The following is a 15,412-nucleotide window of genomic DNA, read 5'->3' on the forward strand; positions in this document are numbered from 1 at the left end:
GCTGATTAGGATGCCTGTAATGACACTCAGCTGAAGCGAAATTACACTGAGCAGTGTCAACGTACTGCCATTGACGTCATTAAACGACTGGCCAATAATAATGGCCACGATACAAGTCACGATAATACTGATTACACTGAAAATGACGGCAATGTCCACAAAACCACCCCACCCATTATAGTTATTTTCTGGTACTATAATTGTAAACGAAAACCGCTCACAAAGGGAGGAAAAGCCGTGGTCAATCCAACGCATGCTTCCGCAGCCCAGACGACGCCTTCAAGCGCAAGTCCCATTAAAAATAAAATAGGAAGCGTGTTTCTGCCCGTACGCGACATCGAGAAAGCCCGCAATTGGTATTGCCAGCTGCTCGGGCTCAATAAAGACGATTGCCCTATCATAGCTGGTCACCTATGCCCGCTGCCCATGCAAGGCACAAGCATTATCCTCGACACCATGCCCAAGTGGGGCGGCGATCGCCCGGCAGGAGCCCCGCCAATTGAGACGCCAGCGTGTACATTCCCAACCGATGACCTAGAGGGATCGCTGCAATACGTGAAATCCATTGGTGTCGAGCTTGTCACCGAGATCGAGCATGACCATTGGTTCGTAATCAAGGACCCGGATGGCAATAAGCTGATGATCAGCCGCGAGATGTAAGAAAAAATGGCTGTGAACGGACTCGCTTACTAGCGATCGTTCACAGCCATTATCTAATCCCCTGGGTTATAAATATGCATCCATTTGCCCTCATCCTTCAGGGGCTGGAAGCCGAACTGGGCATATAGGCCATGCGCATCCTTCGTTACAAGCAAAAACCGCCGCAGCCCCTGCAAATCTGGATGGTCCATAAGCGTCCGCATCATCCGCTTCGAAATCCCTTGCCCCCGATATTCCGTTACCACGAAAACATCAAGCAAATAAGCGAATGTCGCACGGTCGGAGACGACCCTCGCGAATCCGGCAAGCCGGCCTTCTGCCTCCGTATCATAGGCGGCTATAACAACCGCCGAGTGCTGCACAGCCTTCTGAAACGTTTCAAATTGTAGATTGGCAGCCCAATACATGTGCTTGTGCAGATAATCATAAGCCTCCGCCACGTTTAGCAGGCTGAGGTCGGTTGATATAAGAATGCCGCCGTGCTCATTATCATTAGTCCAGTTGACCAAATCGCTCACCATCCTCCGGAATCCATACCTGCTTCAGCAGTTCTTCCGCCGCAAGCCGCTCCCGCAGTTGGTCCCGTGTAACCAAACAGTGGTTAATCGCGTCCATATGAACAGCGGCAACTTGCGTATAAGGCGCATAACGGCATACGGCAACCACATCATCTGCATCCATCGTAATCGGATCCCCGACGACGAACCGTGCCCCGCCAGCATTCACAATCGTTAAGTCCGGCTTGTAGCGATCCAGCGCTTCGCGCACTTCATCGCACCAGATCGTATCGCCTGCGATATATATAGTCGGATGGCCTTCGGCCTGCAAAACAAAGCCCGATACCTTCCCCATCCGTTGGCCGATTTCGCCCGTCCCGTGCTGACCGCCTGCGCGGGTGAGTGTTACGCCTTCGTGCGTGACCGACGCCTCCGTTATTTCAGCTATATGCTGAAATCCTGCCGTGCGGAAGGTTTCCTGATCGCCGGGCTGGCAGAACAACGGAATCGAAGACGACAGCGCCTTGGATGCAGCTGCATCCCAATGGTCCGCATGCAAATGCGTCACAAGTATAGCATCTGGCGAAAACCATGCCTCTACCCCGACTGGCAATGGGACAAGCGGATTGCGCCGATCATTCTCCGTATTTATAATAGGCGGGTTGGCGCCCGTTTCACTGAACATAGGGTCGACGAGGAAACGAATTCCCGCGTATTCGATGCCTAACGTCGCATGGCGAATCAGTTGAATGCTCATTATTATTGCCCCCGATCTACTAAATGGATAATTCTGTTACAATATCTATAGTAGCATACCGGCGTCTCTCTGCCATACCGCTTGGCGAATGCATCATGCTTCATTTACTTTCATAGTGAAAGGAAATCGACGAAGATGGCGAATCAAACACTTGATGATACCGACCTGCAAATTTTACAATGTTTAATAGACAATTCGCTCCGCTCGCATAAAGAGATCGGACAGCTCGTCCACCTATCCGGACAAGCGGTTGGCGCACGCGTACGGAGGCTCCACGACCTCGGCGTCATTGATGGATACACCTTGCGCTGGAATCCCGACAAAATCGGGCAAACCGTCCACGCCTTCGTGACGGTATTCATGAAATCCAACACCGCGCATACCGCTTTCCTATCCTTCGCGCGCTCACGTCCCGAGATCATCGAGGTGCATCGCGTCAGCGGGGAAGGCTGCTACTGGATGCGCGTGCGATTAAGCGGCGGCGGCGCACTCAACGCCTTATTGGACGAAGTGCTCGCTTACGGGAACTACAAGCTCAGCCTCTCCATCGAGATGGTCAAATAATCGAAACATAACTGATGCAGGAGGACTACGCACCATGGTAACTTACGATACACATACTCTGCAGGCGGATTGCGAAAGCTGTTTTGGCTTATGCTGCGTCGCTCTGCCTTTTGCGGCTTCATCTGATTTTGCAATAGACAAGAACGCCGGGCAGGCATGCCCGAATCTGCAATCGGACTTTCGCTGCGGCGTCCACACGACGCTTCGGGATCGCGGCTTCCGCGGCTGTACCGTCTATGACTGCTTTGGCGCAGGCCAGCATGTCTCGCAATATACGTATGCAGGACGCGACTGGCACCAACACCCCGAAACGGCCAAAACAATATTCGACGTCTTCCCGATCATGCGGCAGCTTCATGAACTGCTCTGGTATCTGGCCGAAGCGCTGCGCCTGCCCGCCACATCGGCGATCCACGCGGAGCTCCAAGCAGCGCTGGATGAGACCGCACGGTTAACCCGGCTTAGTCCGGGGGAAATCTTGCACCTCAACGTTGCAGCGCACCGTGCCGACGTGAATGTGCTGCTGCTCCGTACGGGCGAGCTTGTACGCGAAGCAGCGATGCGACAGCATAAGATTCCGCCGATTCGTAACAAAAAAATTGGACGAGGCGCTGATCTCATTGGCGCTAACCTCAAGGGCGCCGATCTCCGAACAGCCAATTTGCGAGGCGCTTTTCTAATTGCAGCCGACTTGCGGCAAGCCGATCTGCGATGGGCGGATCTCATTGGCGTCGATTTCCGCGATGCGGATCTGCGCGGGGCCAATCTGGCGGACAGCCTCTTCCTCACGCAGTTCCAGTTAAATGCCGCGAAGGGCGATGCGGCAACGAAGCTGCCGTCATATCTGGCAAGGCCATCGCACTGGTCCGGCTCCGTCACCGGTCATTAAGCTATCGCAAACCCTATGAAACACAAAAGAGCCGCAGCAGTCCGCTCCTCGGCGCTCTGCTGCAGCTCTCCATCCTTCCACTTCTATCCGTATCGGGCCTAGCGGCCTCTTCTCTTTATTTAATCTCTTCCGTCAACAAACGCACCGCATCCTGCAGCTGCACTTCAATGTCATGCGGCGTATAGCCCAGCCACTTATCCATTGTGATCTCATACACGTGATTGTTTTTTACAGCCGGCAGGTTCTGCCACAGCTTGGACTTCTTGATTTCCTCAAACCGGTCCGCTGCTTCTTCCCCATCCAGCTTAATGAGGAATACATAATCCGCTGCATAATTAGGCAGTACCTCTAACGAAATTGGCATTGCCCAGAAGTTCGGGTCCTTGTCGATCTCCTTCTGTACGAGCGGCGGGCTTTGCAAGCCTAGCGCCTTATACAGCGTGAAGCCGATGTTGCGTACCCCGTATACGTAAAATTCCTTCGGATCGACTCGATAGATAGCGAACGTTTTGCCTTCGCCGATTTTACCGATGATTTGCTCCTTTGCCGCTTGAATCTTCGCATCAAACTGCGTTTTCCAAGCATCCGCCTCTGCCTGACGATTCAAAATCTCGCCCATCTGCTTCACATGGCCGAATACGTCATAATCCATCCAAGGCACCACAACCGTTGGCGCGATTTTGGTCAGCTTGTCGTAAACATCCTTCTCCACGTCAGCAGCGATAATCAGATCAGGCTGAAGCTCCAAAATTTTCTCGTAATTGATCGCCTCTCCTGTACCTACGTCCTCGATTCCCTTGAAAGCAGGGTCCGACGTATCCAGCAGATAGTCGAGCGCGCCAATTGGCTTCAGGCCTACAGAGATCATTTGGCTCGCGTATTGCAGCGTAACAACCCGTTCCGGCTTCATCGGAATTTCGGTTTCGCCCATCGCGTGTTTATAGAGACGCGTCGATGCATCCGACGTACCGCTTGATGCCTGCCCCGTCGTCGTCACATCCGTCTCCTTGTCGCCAGCAGCATCCGTCTTCGTTTCATTCGTTCCGCATGCTGCGAGCGCAAGCATAACGAATACGATGCTCAAGCAAATTAGCATTTGCTTTCTCATGATGATTCCCCTCCATCGTTATGTATAACGGGTAGAGCCTGCCCCCAAGCCCTTTCATTGATAAAGATTATCATTCTTAATTAGACTCGTCAACACTCGTTTTTTCATCGAAAATAAAAAAGCTGCGGATAATCCCCGCAGCTTTCAGCCATTTCCGGCCCTTATTTAATAAACTTATTTAACGCTTCTTCTTTCAATTTATTGAAGTGCTCCACTTCATTGCCGATATAATCATACTGATCAAGATCCGCGTCCGTGATAGCATTAGCAGTAAAAGCTTTCTCAACAGATTTCTTATCTACGTTATATTTCCCTTGGTAAGAACCATTAATTGCAAAAGTGTTATCTCCTGCTTTACGTAGAAATAGAAGGATTTGCGCTTGCTTTTTCATTTTCACATAGCCCTCAAGCGTTACGTACTTTTCATTTTGTACATAACCATCCTCGTATACAGTAATTGTTGTATCTTTGGACAAATCGCCTTTAATCACGCGATCAATTTGGAAAGGCGTCTGTCCTAACTGGTCAACAACTACACCTTCATCCGTTTTGACATCGTGCATGCTTTGTTCACCTGCAACATGGCCAATAACTATGTAGTCCGAATAACCCTCTAGATTGGCGATATTATCGAAATTCAATATTTTTGCCTCAGCAGATACGACCGAATATTCCTTATTGGATTTGTCGGAAGCTTCCATCGGGTTGTTTACCAAGAGAGTAATTACAATCAGAACAAAAAGGAAAGTAATAATTCCATATTTACGCTTTCTATTCATAAGTTATGACCTCCAAAATATATTATTTTAATATTTCCAAGCTAGATTATTTTTATCTAATGTTGTGGGCCCGCCATATGTTGTCATATCCGTTTCTTCCATTACGGAAACCGAAGAATCATCCTGATGTCTCAATGCAAGAGAATGCCCAATCTCATGAATAGCTACATCTAGTGTTTCTGCTCTCGTCAAAGCTCTTCCAAGTGCAGAATGCTGCACATTATAATTTGCTATTACAAGATTAGCTTTATATATCGTTTTAGATGGATTATCAATGTCTGCATCGCTCATCTGATTACCTAAACTATCATATGGTTTAAGAACACCATAATAATTTAAGCCAACATCGTTTACTGCGTAGAATCGAAGAGATGCATCTGCTGAACTTATTTGTTTGCTATAACCTATATTAGCAACTGTCACCGCATCCCAAGCATACCTCGCATCGCTAAGGATCGTTGTATACCCTAACCCACTAATGGAGGAGTCTTCCCACCACGGCATTGCAGCAATTTTTGTGTTAGAAAAACCCGTGTATTTCCAATACGCCGCCCCATCTTTAAGATCTGCTGCATTAGCTGTTAGGGGTAATGCCACTACAATCGGTAGTGCTACTACGATCATTTTTGATAGCCAGCTACTCATTCCTCTTTTAAAAACACTTTTCACTACTAGAACACTCCTATAATTGGGTTATTTTGTTTAAGATGTTTAAGAAATAACTAAGATGATTATTAACCCTTTCTTGTCTTAATTTGAAACTTATAATAAATCATACATAATATTTAAACGTTTGTAATGCGGAAAATGTTGCACAGTATAGTTTTGGAAAAAATTTCATGACTGCAGCTATCTGATTCTTTTTTCCGAACGTCAAAAAAGCTGCAATCCTATGCCTCTCAGCATTGATCGCAGCTTATAACAAGCTCCCTACCGACTACCCCTTCGACACGCGTCTTCGCCGGTTCACAGCCTCTGCCATCAATGGAAGCAGCAGCAGCGAGCTATACACGCTAATCGCATAGCTTGCAACATAGTCGACGCCCCATCCGTTATGCAGCATGAAGGTAATAAGATGAATGAGCATATTCGTAAAGCAATACGCATAGCTGCGCACCATCCATTCCCGATGCGCTTGCAGCCGTTTCTTGCGTATTCGCATAATTGCAATAACCGTCATCGCCGGCCAGACGATATTGAGCATATTGAATGCAATGCTGACCGCTTTGCCGCCTGTCGAATACGGCGCCATATAACCGGAAGTCAGCGATACTAGCATGACGGATACAACATAGACGTAACCATTGATGCAATGCAGCTTGCGATTTCTGGCGTGCAGCGCGGGCAGAAAATTCAAGGCTCCGCATACCATCGCCAGACTAGCCACGCCGATATGGATATTCATAACCTTCAGCCAGACTGGCAGGTGAACCGCGCGCCCTGTCTTATGCTGGAGAAAGGCATTGGCTCCGATGTCATAGACAAAATTTTTATACGCCACATAACCGATAAATCCCGCAATAACGATAAGCATCAAGGCATAGGAACGGTTAATTTTCGACATTGTTTCTCCTTATTGATCCATTATTCATGCGGATCCGATATAATAATCACTAATCATATTATGAAATTAATACGACTTGGGATCGCCAGAGAGGACTAGCCATGACAATGGATTTCTTGACGCGCAATAATGTACGAGTGCTGGGCCAAGGCGAGCGGGCGATCGTGTTTGCCCACGGCTTCGGCTGCGACCAAACCATGTGGCGCCATATGGTGCCGTATTTTGAAAAGCAATATCGGGTTGTCCTGTTCGATTATGTCGGCTCTGGCAACTCCCAGCTTCAATACTACCATACGGACCGATACAGCGACCTACACGGATATGCACAAGATCTTGTTGAAATTATGAACACTTTGCGGCTAAGCAACGCGATCTTCGTCGGGCATTCGGTCAGCAGCATGATCGGCATGCTGGCGTCGATCGCGCATCCGCAATTGTTCGAACGGCTGATTATGCTCGGGCCATCGCCGCGCTATATGAACGACCTGCCCGATTATTATGGCGGCTTCGATGAACGAGACATCGATGAACTGCTGCAGATGATGCAAATGAATTTCATCGGCTGGGCCAGCTATTTGGCGCCGATCGTCATGCAAAACGCTGAGCGATCGGAGCTCGCAAGCGAGCTCGAACGCAGCTTCTGCTCCCGTGACCCGCATATTGCGAGGGAGTTCGCCGAGGTAACGTTCCGCTCCGATTGCAGGGCGGAGCTCGCGCATGCTTCAATTCCATCGCTTATTCTTCAGTGCTCGGACGATAGCATTGCACCGATCGAAGTCGGCAACTATTTGCACGCCCATTTGAAAAACAGTACGCTATTGCAAATGACGGCTAAGGGGCATTACCCGCACCTGAGCCATCCCGAAGAAACGACAAGCCTGATTAAACACTATTTGACCAGCAATTAGGCTCTGGAGAAAGGCGCTTGCGGAATGAATATTCAGTTGGACCATGCCCCTTGCGGGTATTTTTCGATTACGAGTACCGGCGTCATCCGGTCGGTTAATCAAACGTTAGCCGGCATGCTCGGCTACGACCGGCAGCAGCTGCTGGACCAACACGTCGAAACGATGATGTCGGTGGCGAACAAGTTATTTTTTCATACGTATTTCTATCCCTATATTCAGCTATACGGGCATGTGAAGGAAATGTATTTCTCGCTTCGAACGATGGAGCATCAGGATGTTCCGGTGCTGCTAAACGGTGTTCAGCAGGAACGCGACGGCGAGGTGTTTATCGACTGTGTCGTCGTTGAAATGCGCAAGCGAATTGAGCATGAGAAGGATATTCTCCACACCAAAACCAAGCTGGAGGAGCTGTATCGCGCGACTAATGAGGCGAACCAGAAGCTCGAGCTGCTGCATGCGGAATATGAAGCAAAGCAGCAGGAGCTGCTCCGGCTGAATCATCAGCTGGAAGCTTTGGCATCGACCGACCCGCTCACTGGGCTTCGCAATCGGCGATTTTTCCAGGAGCAGCTTCTGGCGAATATCGCTTTGTTCCAACGCATGCGGCTGCCATTCTCGCTTCTGATTGTCGACATTGATCACTTTAAAGCCATCAACGATACATTCGGGCATCCCGTTGGCGACGCCGTTCTAACGGACCTCGGGCAAATGCTCCGATCCATGTCGCGGGAAAGCGACATCGTCGCGCGGTACGGCGGCGAGGAATTCGTCATTATTGCCCCGAGCAGTACGCGAGACAACGCGAAGCTGGCCGCCGAGCGCTTCCGCGCGCAAATCGAGGCCGCTACGCTTGGCGGCTGCCAAGTCACCGTCAGCATCGGCGTCGCAACGATGACATCCGTTGATACGGACGTCACGCTGCTGCAAAAAGCGGACCAAGCGCTTTACGCCTCTAAGAGCAATGGTCGTAATCGCGTGACGCATGCGGCGGATCGGACGGAGGCTTAATGAGCTTCTTAGATATATTTATATGCTATTAGAATAAACTGTAAATGAAAGGGGGCATGTCTTATGAACTTTGTTTGGTCTACTGCCATTATCCAATTCTTGTTTGGGATCGTTCCAGTCGCGCTAATCGTATTCGGCATTATCTATAGCCGGAGAAAGAAACGACCGCATCGGTCGTAATGGAGATTAGCAAAAAGCCGAGAAAGGACGTGGAGATTCGCTCCGTGCCTCTCTCGGCTTTCTTATTATAGATTAATCAGCTTCATCGAAGCTTCCGGATACCGGCTGCCGAACGCGATGCCTTTGGGCGCCGTCAAAATATTATTGAAAAAGGCTGCCTCGCGGCAGCCTTTTCAATTCCAACGGTAGACCTTTCCCTGCATGCGACACTACCACAGCGTAGGCTTCACGATCATAAACGCCAGCATGCATAGCAGCAGCGCCAGATAGATCCACAACGCCCGATTAAGCAATCGAATGATAGCGTCTTTGTTCTGATCAGGCTCGTTGAATTTGCGTATTTTGGGCGAAAATGCCCGTGCCAGAAACAGCAATGAGCCGACGAGGAGTACGATAGTCATCACAATCCATGATGTCGACCACGCCCACGACCCGACTAGCACGAGCAATATGCCCGATGCAACGAGTACGTGGCCAGCATGCTTCGCCAAACGAATAGCCGACCGAAACGTACTCAGATAAGCGTTTTGCTCCAAGGGTTCCGCCGCCTTGAGCTTCTTCATAACCGGAATAAAGATAAAAAAGGGCCCTATCGACATAATCGCGCTAAGAATATGTATATAGAGTAAAACGGAATACCATGGATCCACTTGCTAACTACTCCTGAACAGCGCGGAACTCATGCACCCATACGCGCATATGCGGAAGCCAAGGCATGCCCGGGTGATAGGATAAAATCGATTCCTTGTACTGCTCCACAGTCTCAAAGCCCTCTTGCTTCGCATGCTCGTCCGTCAGCTCTCCGAGCGATTGCGAATACACCTTCTCCACTACAAAGCGATGGCCTTCAAGCTCCATAATCTCTCCAACATCCGCATACCGACCATTGCGCCGCGTTGCTGTCTTGATGCCCGCAATGACTTTCTCCACATCTGGCTTCACCGTAACCAAGCGCTCAATCGAGCAAGTTTTCGGCGGCAATTCAACATGTTCATTCGAATTCGTCATCTTTATCATCCTCCTAAGCAATCTCATTACTTTACCATAAATAGAATACCTAATCTATCCAAATCGTATACCGATCGAAACGATTCCCTCTTGCATTCCTTACAAATCCGAGTATAATAGTCGGTATATAAGTCATTTCCAAGAAAGAAGGCACTCCTCATGACCCAACGTAAACCACATGCAACCTGGCTGGACGATTATCTGGACTTGTACAACTATGCAGGGCAATTGCAAGATACCGCTTGGCAAGAGGAGCTGCTGAACACGATTCGCAATGGTCCTCCCGCTGAGCTGCATGCTGATCAGGAGTTACCCAAGCAACGACAAAAAGAGCTGTGGACGGAGTTCCAAGCCTTAAATAACAAACTTATTGAATTGTTCGAATTAATTAAAATGAGTAAAAGCCAGCAGGAGCTAGAAGGTATTCGTCAAGTAATGTGGGCTTTGAAAAGAAGAAGACTCGAAATCGGACGCCAGTTGGCAGCTTAAGGATAAGAATCACGGTGAAGTAAGGAAGTAGAGGAATGCGGCATACAGTTCGTCTGCTCTGCCGATTGAGGATCATACGGATTTCAAATTGCATACATGCATATGTTCTGCAGTTCAAGGCTGCCTATCGAATCTGGGAAATTCGGTTGGCACGTATGAGGCTAAGCTTACATCGACATTTGTTTAGCTTCGGTCATCATGTTCATCATGCGCGTCATCATTTCATCGCATTGCTGCATGTTGTTCATCATCATGTCCATGTCCATACATGCCATCATGTCTTCGGACTTCATACACTCCATCATCGTCATCATGCCGTTCATACGCGTCATCATGTCTTGCATGCACATCGTCATCATCATGTTCATCGCCATTTTTTCCATTTCCCTACCGCCTTTTTTTACAATTTTTTCTTCCTTAACGAAGATACTATATTCGTCCAATTTGGTCAAGAGAAATCTCTTGATTATTTTTTTGACTTGTGATATTATACTAAGCCCACTAGAGTAGTGGAGTTGGTCGGAAATGATACCTTACAAAAGCAAGCCGAGAGCCCGGTTTAGGGCATCTCGGCTTTTTTGAAATTATCGCTAATTACTTCTCCCCGTTCAAATTCAACGTAATCGTCTAATTAAACAACTTCCACGGTTACATGCAGTATTACTTGCGTCACACAGATTACAATCCACATTGGATGGAAACATACGAGGAAAGGGCCACTAATACATATTGTCAGATTCAGTCCAGCACGAAAAAACATTCAATTTTAACATGCAATGTATCGTCAAGACGAGCTGTATTCTGGTATCTCAAATTACCATATTGTAAACTAGGTTAGTGAGAAGCGCCAAAGAACGGAACAAACGAGTTTCTTCGACAAAACTTGTCAGTATATCGCTAATTTCGCTATATAATAAAAATATTGCATTATGGTATAATTTCCATTGTAAGGTTTTCTTGTGGATAAACTGTTTAATTGGTGGCCATCAATAACAAATTGATTTATCTCGAAAATTTACATTGGCACATAATAAAATATGAAGTGAGGCGTTATACTTGGTTAAGTTCAAAAATATAGCAAATATAGCTGCGTTGTCCTTATTAGCTGCTAGCCTTGTTTGTGGAGCAAGCAGCGCATATGCAGCTACTGATGTTACTAAAACTAACGATAAGGATAGAGCTATTAACAACCTATTGAAGGGTGGCTGGACCGCTGAGGAAATCAATAGCTTTCTAAATGATGCTCAGATTCTTGAGTATAAAGATGCCCAGAGCATCGTGAATACAACCAAGTATATCAAGCTATCTTACAGTACTGAAGAAGTCGAAAACATTGATCCAACTACAAAGAAAAAAACTAAGGTTCTTAAGCCTGTAGAAGGTACAGATAAAATAACCGAACTAACAAAAGAACAGTTTGATAATGAAGTAAAAGAAAGAAAAAACAAAGATAAAAATAATTTTTCTTTTGGAAGTAATAAAACCTCAAAATTGGTTCCATCTAATTTCGGATTAAATCTTAATACACCACTTCACTCTGTTTTATCCAATTTTTCATACGACTCTGGTAACCAAAACATTAATTCTAGCGATGGTTATTTAACCTACACATTGAGTGCAGCTTACGAGGGTGGGAGCAGCTACCAATTATCCTTCAGATTCCAGTGGGTAATTTCTCCCTATTATAGAACAACTGATGTGTTTGCGTTAGGACATGATGGTGGTTTGACTCAAAACAGTAGCAGTGGTGTAACTTATGCATTTAATGCTGATAAAAATGAGAATGGAACTCAAAGTATTGTATCCAGCACTACACCCACTTCACTAAAGATTGATACGGGTGGTACTATTGCAACCCAGGATCTCTACGATGATTATCTTATTCCATACTATTATCTCCAGTATTCAAATCAAAGAGGATACCTTAGTTATCATGCCAATGTAAACAGTACGAGTTTGAGATACGTAAGTGTTTATGGTAATTATAAGCACGAACAAAGCTCAGCAACTATCACTCCTTCAGTAAGCTATCCTATTGGGTCTCTGTCTGTTTCTCCAAGTAGCTACTATGTTGATGAGACACCGAATCCCTATCTCTCGTTACATGTAAATTACTAATAAAAGTGGCTCAATATGCATACCATAAAAGGTATCGCATCCCTTGAGCCCTTATTCTATTTCAACCGCTTTATAGTACTGATAAACTGAGTCGATACGAGAATCCCATTTGAACTTTGAAAATTGCAAGATAAGAGGTAAAATTAGGATGAAGACAGCATTGTAATCTAGACATTAATCAGATTCATTAAAATTGTTTAATCAACCATTCTCAATTCTCAGAGAAGACAGGGGGGCGTTACTCAAAAAATCACTCAACTATACCTACACCATTGCAACTACCCGGATCCAATTAGAAAAAATAAATACATTGTCATCAAGCCGAGTACATATTAATGTGTGAATGGTTGCGTCTTAGGAGCCTTTCGGATTATTAAGGAGTGATACTAAGCAATGAGAAAAAGAAAATTTATTTTCAGTTTATACATTATTCTGTTAATTTTACTGGCATCTTATATTGTTTCAATTAAAATAAATGACACCAATCAACAATCTCGTATAAATGAGATACAAAAGAATATTAACGATACTTTTCTATATCAAATCTCACAATTTAACACTTGCTTAAATATACAAACCTTTGAAGGAGAAGATTATAAAAAATGCCTATCTAGTGTCTCAACAGCTTCAACCTTATCCAACTTAACATCCTTCGAGAAAAATAATGACTTATTAGATGTAACTCTCAATAAATTTTACATAGCCCTACTAAACCTAAAGGACGTTAGTATAATAAATAAAAACTCTTCTACATTGGCTGATATATTTTCGGCAATGCACAATAATCCAGAGGAAGAGAAGGTCACCAACTCTCTTTTAGAATTCACTAATAATATAACAAATTATTAGATATTAATAACGTTGTTCTTTAATTGATTAGAATCAGGTACAAAATGACCTGCAGTCAGAAACCCGTAGTCGAGCATTCCGATGAGAAGGTGGGGTTAGATCAAGCTAACTAAGCTTACGGTCAACTAATAACGAGTTATCACGAAAAGCCCCAAGCAGCATACGGTCAGTAACAACTAGATTCGTATGTCGTTTAGGGCCCTTTTTATATGGAGATTGCTATTAGATTACTGCACGCGCTCACACATTCAACAGCAGCAAAATGATCGAAAACAAGCTAAAGCAGCTGCTGATCAGGTACAAGAACAACACAACCTGCTTCGGGTTCAGTCCCGTGCGCAGCAGCCGATAATGCGCTTGGCTCGCATCGGCCTGATAGATCGGTTTGCCTTGAACAAGACGCTTCAGCACGACGAAGATATTATCAAAAATCGGAACGCCGAGCGCGAGAATCGGGATAAAAATCGACAGCACCGTCGCCTGCTTGAATGCGCCGTCCAGCGCGATGACCGCAAGGATGAAGCCGAGGAAGGTTGCTCCTGCATCGCCCATGAACACCTTGGCAGGCGGCTTGTTGTACCGCAAGTATGCGACAGTGACGCCGACCAGAATGATCGCCATCATCGCGGAATCGCCTTGGCCTTTGGCCAATGCCACAACGAACAGGGTGACAGCCGATATGGCGGAAAGTCCGCCAGCGAGTCCATCCATGCCGTCCGAGAAATTAATGACCGTCGTCACGCCGAAAATCCACAGTACGGTCAGCATGCACTGCAGCCACTCCGGGAAATTGATAAAGCCGTCGCTCAACGGATTGTAAAAGCCGTGGAATTTAATGCCCGAGGCATACACCAGTACGGCCGCAGATACTTGAACGAGCATTTTCGGCAGCGCCGGGAAGTCCTTCCCGTTCGTTTTGTACCAATCATCCAGCGTGCCGATCACGAGCAGCAGCAGCGACCCGGCAATAATGGCGAACGTCTGCGTCGTGAAGCCTTTGGCATAAATGAAATACGTCGCAATAAACCCGATAAAAATTGCATAGCTTGCGGTAAGCGGAATCGGCTGCCGATGGATTTTGCGCTCGACGTCCATGCGAGGCTTGTCCACGAAATCGAGGCGGAATGCGAGCTTGCCGAGCGGCGGAATCAATACATATACGATGGCAAACGAAATGAGAAATGCGACGGCATACGTCATAAGTAGCTCCCTCTCCAATTCATTAGGTTATCAAAACGTGTCAAATCTTGTCCTCATAGGTGCAGACGCTTATCATGCCCACAAAGTTCCAAAATGAATAAAATAAAAAGACGCCCATGGGCGCCCTTGTCTCTTGTGTTGCTCGCTATTGCTTGCTGCACTGCTTTACATAGTCCAGAAGCTCCGTGAAATCATCAATACTCGCGTCCGCTTCCACCGCCGTGCTCGATCCAAGTTGTGCATTGTTTCGTTTCCATACGCCCCTCATCCCCACCTCGCGGCTGGCTCGTATATCATTGTCCGGATGATCGCCTACGAACAAAGCCTCTCCCGCTTCGACGCCAAGCTTGGACAAAGCTAATTGGAAGATGGCAGGATCGGGCTTGCGCAGCCCTTCCCACTCCGAAACCAGCACCTCATCGAATAGATGCCCGATACCGAGCGCTTTGAAATTATCATATTGAAACTGCCCATAGCCGTTAGATACTAACGCCATCCGAATGCCCTGCTCCTTGAGCGCCGTCAGCACGCTCTTCAGGTTCGGAAACCCGATGCAGTGCCGCTGGAAGGACGCTAAGTAATCGTCCAGCAGCTCCTGCCATGCCAGTCCTTCTATCCCGAAAACCTCAATCAACTGCTGATACACCTTGTCCTTCCACACATTGCCGTGACAGTCCTGCGCAACGAATTTGTCGACAAAAGCATCTTGGCTAACGACCTGCAGCTGCGGAAACCTATCGTACTGGTCGCGGGCGAACTGTATTAGCGAAGAGTCGCGGTCTAGCAAGGTTCCATCCAGATCGAACAATATTGCTCGTACTGTCATACGGCTCA

19 protein-coding genes are annotated in these 15,412 nt (G+C 46.9%); 8 read left to right on the forward strand and 11 right to left on the reverse strand.

The window, feature by feature from the left end:
* Positions 1–237 precede the first annotated feature (237 nt).
* Positions 238–660: a VOC family protein gene (locus PAECUDRAFT_RS18705; protein ID WP_006039700.1), complete on the forward strand. Its 423-nt coding sequence runs from the start codon at positions 238–240 to the stop codon at positions 658–660.
* A 53-nt stretch (positions 661–713) separates the two neighbouring features.
* On the opposite strand, the gene PAECUDRAFT_RS18710 is transcribed toward PAECUDRAFT_RS18705, so the two are convergent.
* Both PAECUDRAFT_RS18710 and PAECUDRAFT_RS18715 read right to left on the reverse strand, forming a co-directional pair.
* On the reverse strand, positions 714–1,169 hold the full coding sequence (locus tag PAECUDRAFT_RS18710; protein ID WP_006039701.1) for a GNAT family N-acetyltransferase: 456 nt from the start codon (positions 1,167–1,169) through the stop codon (positions 714–716).
* A complete protein-coding gene (locus PAECUDRAFT_RS18715; RefSeq protein WP_006039702.1) occupies positions 1,153–1,914 on the reverse strand; it encodes an MBL fold metallo-hydrolase in 762 nt (253 codons plus the stop codon). The genes PAECUDRAFT_RS18710 and PAECUDRAFT_RS18715 overlap by 17 nt, the downstream gene beginning before the upstream one ends.
* 135 nt (positions 1,915–2,049) lie before the next feature.
* Here PAECUDRAFT_RS18715 and PAECUDRAFT_RS18720 point away from each other — a divergent pair, with 135 nt between their 5' ends.
* Positions 2,050–2,478: an Lrp/AsnC family transcriptional regulator gene (locus PAECUDRAFT_RS18720; protein WP_006039703.1), complete on the forward strand. Its 429-nt coding sequence runs from the start codon at positions 2,050–2,052 to the stop codon at positions 2,476–2,478.
* A 34-nt stretch (positions 2,479–2,512) separates the two neighbouring features.
* Positions 2,513–3,367: a pentapeptide repeat-containing protein gene (locus tag PAECUDRAFT_RS18725; RefSeq protein ID WP_006039704.1), complete on the forward strand. Its 855-nt coding sequence runs from the start codon at positions 2,513–2,515 to the stop codon at positions 3,365–3,367.
* 115 nt (positions 3,368–3,482) lie between these two features.
* On the opposite strand, the gene PAECUDRAFT_RS18730 is transcribed toward PAECUDRAFT_RS18725, so the two are convergent.
* From PAECUDRAFT_RS18730 to PAECUDRAFT_RS18745, 4 genes are all read right to left on the reverse strand, one after another.
* Positions 3,483–4,475 (reverse strand): ABC transporter substrate-binding protein, encoded by a 993-nt coding sequence (locus PAECUDRAFT_RS18730; protein ID WP_006039705.1) that lies wholly within the window; start codon positions 4,473–4,475, stop codon positions 3,483–3,485.
* A 161-nt stretch (positions 4,476–4,636) separates the two neighbouring features.
* Positions 4,637–5,254, reverse strand: a complete 618-nt coding sequence (locus tag PAECUDRAFT_RS18735) for a hypothetical protein (protein WP_006039706.1) — start codon at positions 5,252–5,254, stop codon at positions 4,637–4,639.
* A gap of 27 nt (positions 5,255–5,281) precedes the next feature.
* Positions 5,282–5,923, reverse strand: a complete 642-nt coding sequence (locus PAECUDRAFT_RS18740) for a hypothetical protein (protein WP_006039707.1) — start codon at positions 5,921–5,923, stop codon at positions 5,282–5,284.
* 268 nt (positions 5,924–6,191) lie between these two features.
* Positions 6,192–6,818, reverse strand: coding sequence for a DUF2306 domain-containing protein (locus tag PAECUDRAFT_RS18745; protein WP_006039708.1), 627 nt, complete (start codon positions 6,816–6,818; stop codon positions 6,192–6,194).
* A gap of 101 nt (positions 6,819–6,919) precedes the next feature.
* Here PAECUDRAFT_RS18745 and PAECUDRAFT_RS18750 point away from each other — a divergent pair, with 101 nt between their 5' ends.
* Together PAECUDRAFT_RS18750 and PAECUDRAFT_RS18755 are read left to right on the forward strand one after the other, a co-directional pair.
* Entirely contained in the window at positions 6,920–7,726 is an 807-nt protein-coding gene (locus PAECUDRAFT_RS18750) for an alpha/beta fold hydrolase (protein WP_006039709.1), read from the forward strand.
* 24 nt (positions 7,727–7,750) lie between these two features.
* Complete coding sequence (locus PAECUDRAFT_RS18755) at positions 7,751–8,734, forward strand: sensor domain-containing diguanylate cyclase (protein ID WP_006039710.1); 984 nt, start codon at positions 7,751–7,753, stop codon at positions 8,732–8,734.
* Positions 8,735–9,123: 389 nt separating this feature from the next.
* Here the strand turns inward: PAECUDRAFT_RS18755 and PAECUDRAFT_RS18760 are convergent, their stop codons facing one another.
* Positions 9,124–9,564 carry a hypothetical protein gene (locus PAECUDRAFT_RS18760; protein ID WP_006039712.1) on the reverse strand — a complete coding sequence of 147 codons (441 nt, stop codon included), beginning with the start codon at positions 9,562–9,564 and terminating at the stop codon, positions 9,124–9,126.
* A gap of 7 nt (positions 9,565–9,571) precedes the next feature.
* Positions 9,572–9,922 carry an ASCH domain-containing protein gene (locus PAECUDRAFT_RS18765; protein ID WP_006039713.1) on the reverse strand — a complete coding sequence of 117 codons (351 nt, stop codon included), beginning with the start codon at positions 9,920–9,922 and terminating at the stop codon, positions 9,572–9,574.
* A 159-nt stretch (positions 9,923–10,081) separates the two neighbouring features.
* Between PAECUDRAFT_RS18765 and PAECUDRAFT_RS18770 the strand changes: the two genes are divergently transcribed.
* Positions 10,082–10,411, forward strand: coding sequence for a hypothetical protein (locus PAECUDRAFT_RS18770; protein ID WP_006039714.1), 330 nt, complete (start codon positions 10,082–10,084; stop codon positions 10,409–10,411).
* A 167-nt stretch (positions 10,412–10,578) separates the two neighbouring features.
* On the opposite strand, the gene PAECUDRAFT_RS18775 is transcribed toward PAECUDRAFT_RS18770, so the two are convergent.
* Positions 10,579–10,794, reverse strand: coding sequence for a hypothetical protein (locus tag PAECUDRAFT_RS18775; RefSeq protein ID WP_006039715.1), 216 nt, complete (start codon positions 10,792–10,794; stop codon positions 10,579–10,581).
* Between the two features lie 673 nt (positions 10,795–11,467).
* Between PAECUDRAFT_RS18775 and PAECUDRAFT_RS18780 the strand changes: the two genes are divergently transcribed.
* Positions 11,468–12,529, forward strand: a complete 1,062-nt coding sequence (locus PAECUDRAFT_RS18780; protein WP_006039716.1) for a hypothetical protein — start codon at positions 11,468–11,470, stop codon at positions 12,527–12,529.
* 393 nt (positions 12,530–12,922) lie between these two features.
* Entirely contained in the window at positions 12,923–13,378 is a 456-nt protein-coding gene (locus PAECUDRAFT_RS18785; protein ID WP_006039717.1) for a hypothetical protein, read from the forward strand.
* A gap of 240 nt (positions 13,379–13,618) precedes the next feature.
* On the opposite strand, the gene PAECUDRAFT_RS18790 is transcribed toward PAECUDRAFT_RS18785, so the two are convergent.
* A complete protein-coding gene (locus PAECUDRAFT_RS18790; protein WP_006039718.1) occupies positions 13,619–14,578 on the reverse strand; it encodes an MraY family glycosyltransferase in 960 nt (319 codons plus the stop codon).
* Between the two features lie 145 nt (positions 14,579–14,723).
* Positions 14,724–15,404 (reverse strand): HAD family hydrolase, encoded by a 681-nt coding sequence (locus tag PAECUDRAFT_RS18795; RefSeq protein WP_006039719.1) that lies wholly within the window; start codon positions 15,402–15,404, stop codon positions 14,724–14,726.
* Positions 15,405–15,412 lie beyond the last annotated feature (8 nt).

Source organism: Paenibacillus curdlanolyticus YK9 (assembly GCF_000179615.1).
GTDB classification, from domain to species: Bacteria; Bacillota; Bacilli; order Paenibacillales; family Paenibacillaceae; genus Paenibacillus_T; species Paenibacillus_T curdlanolyticus.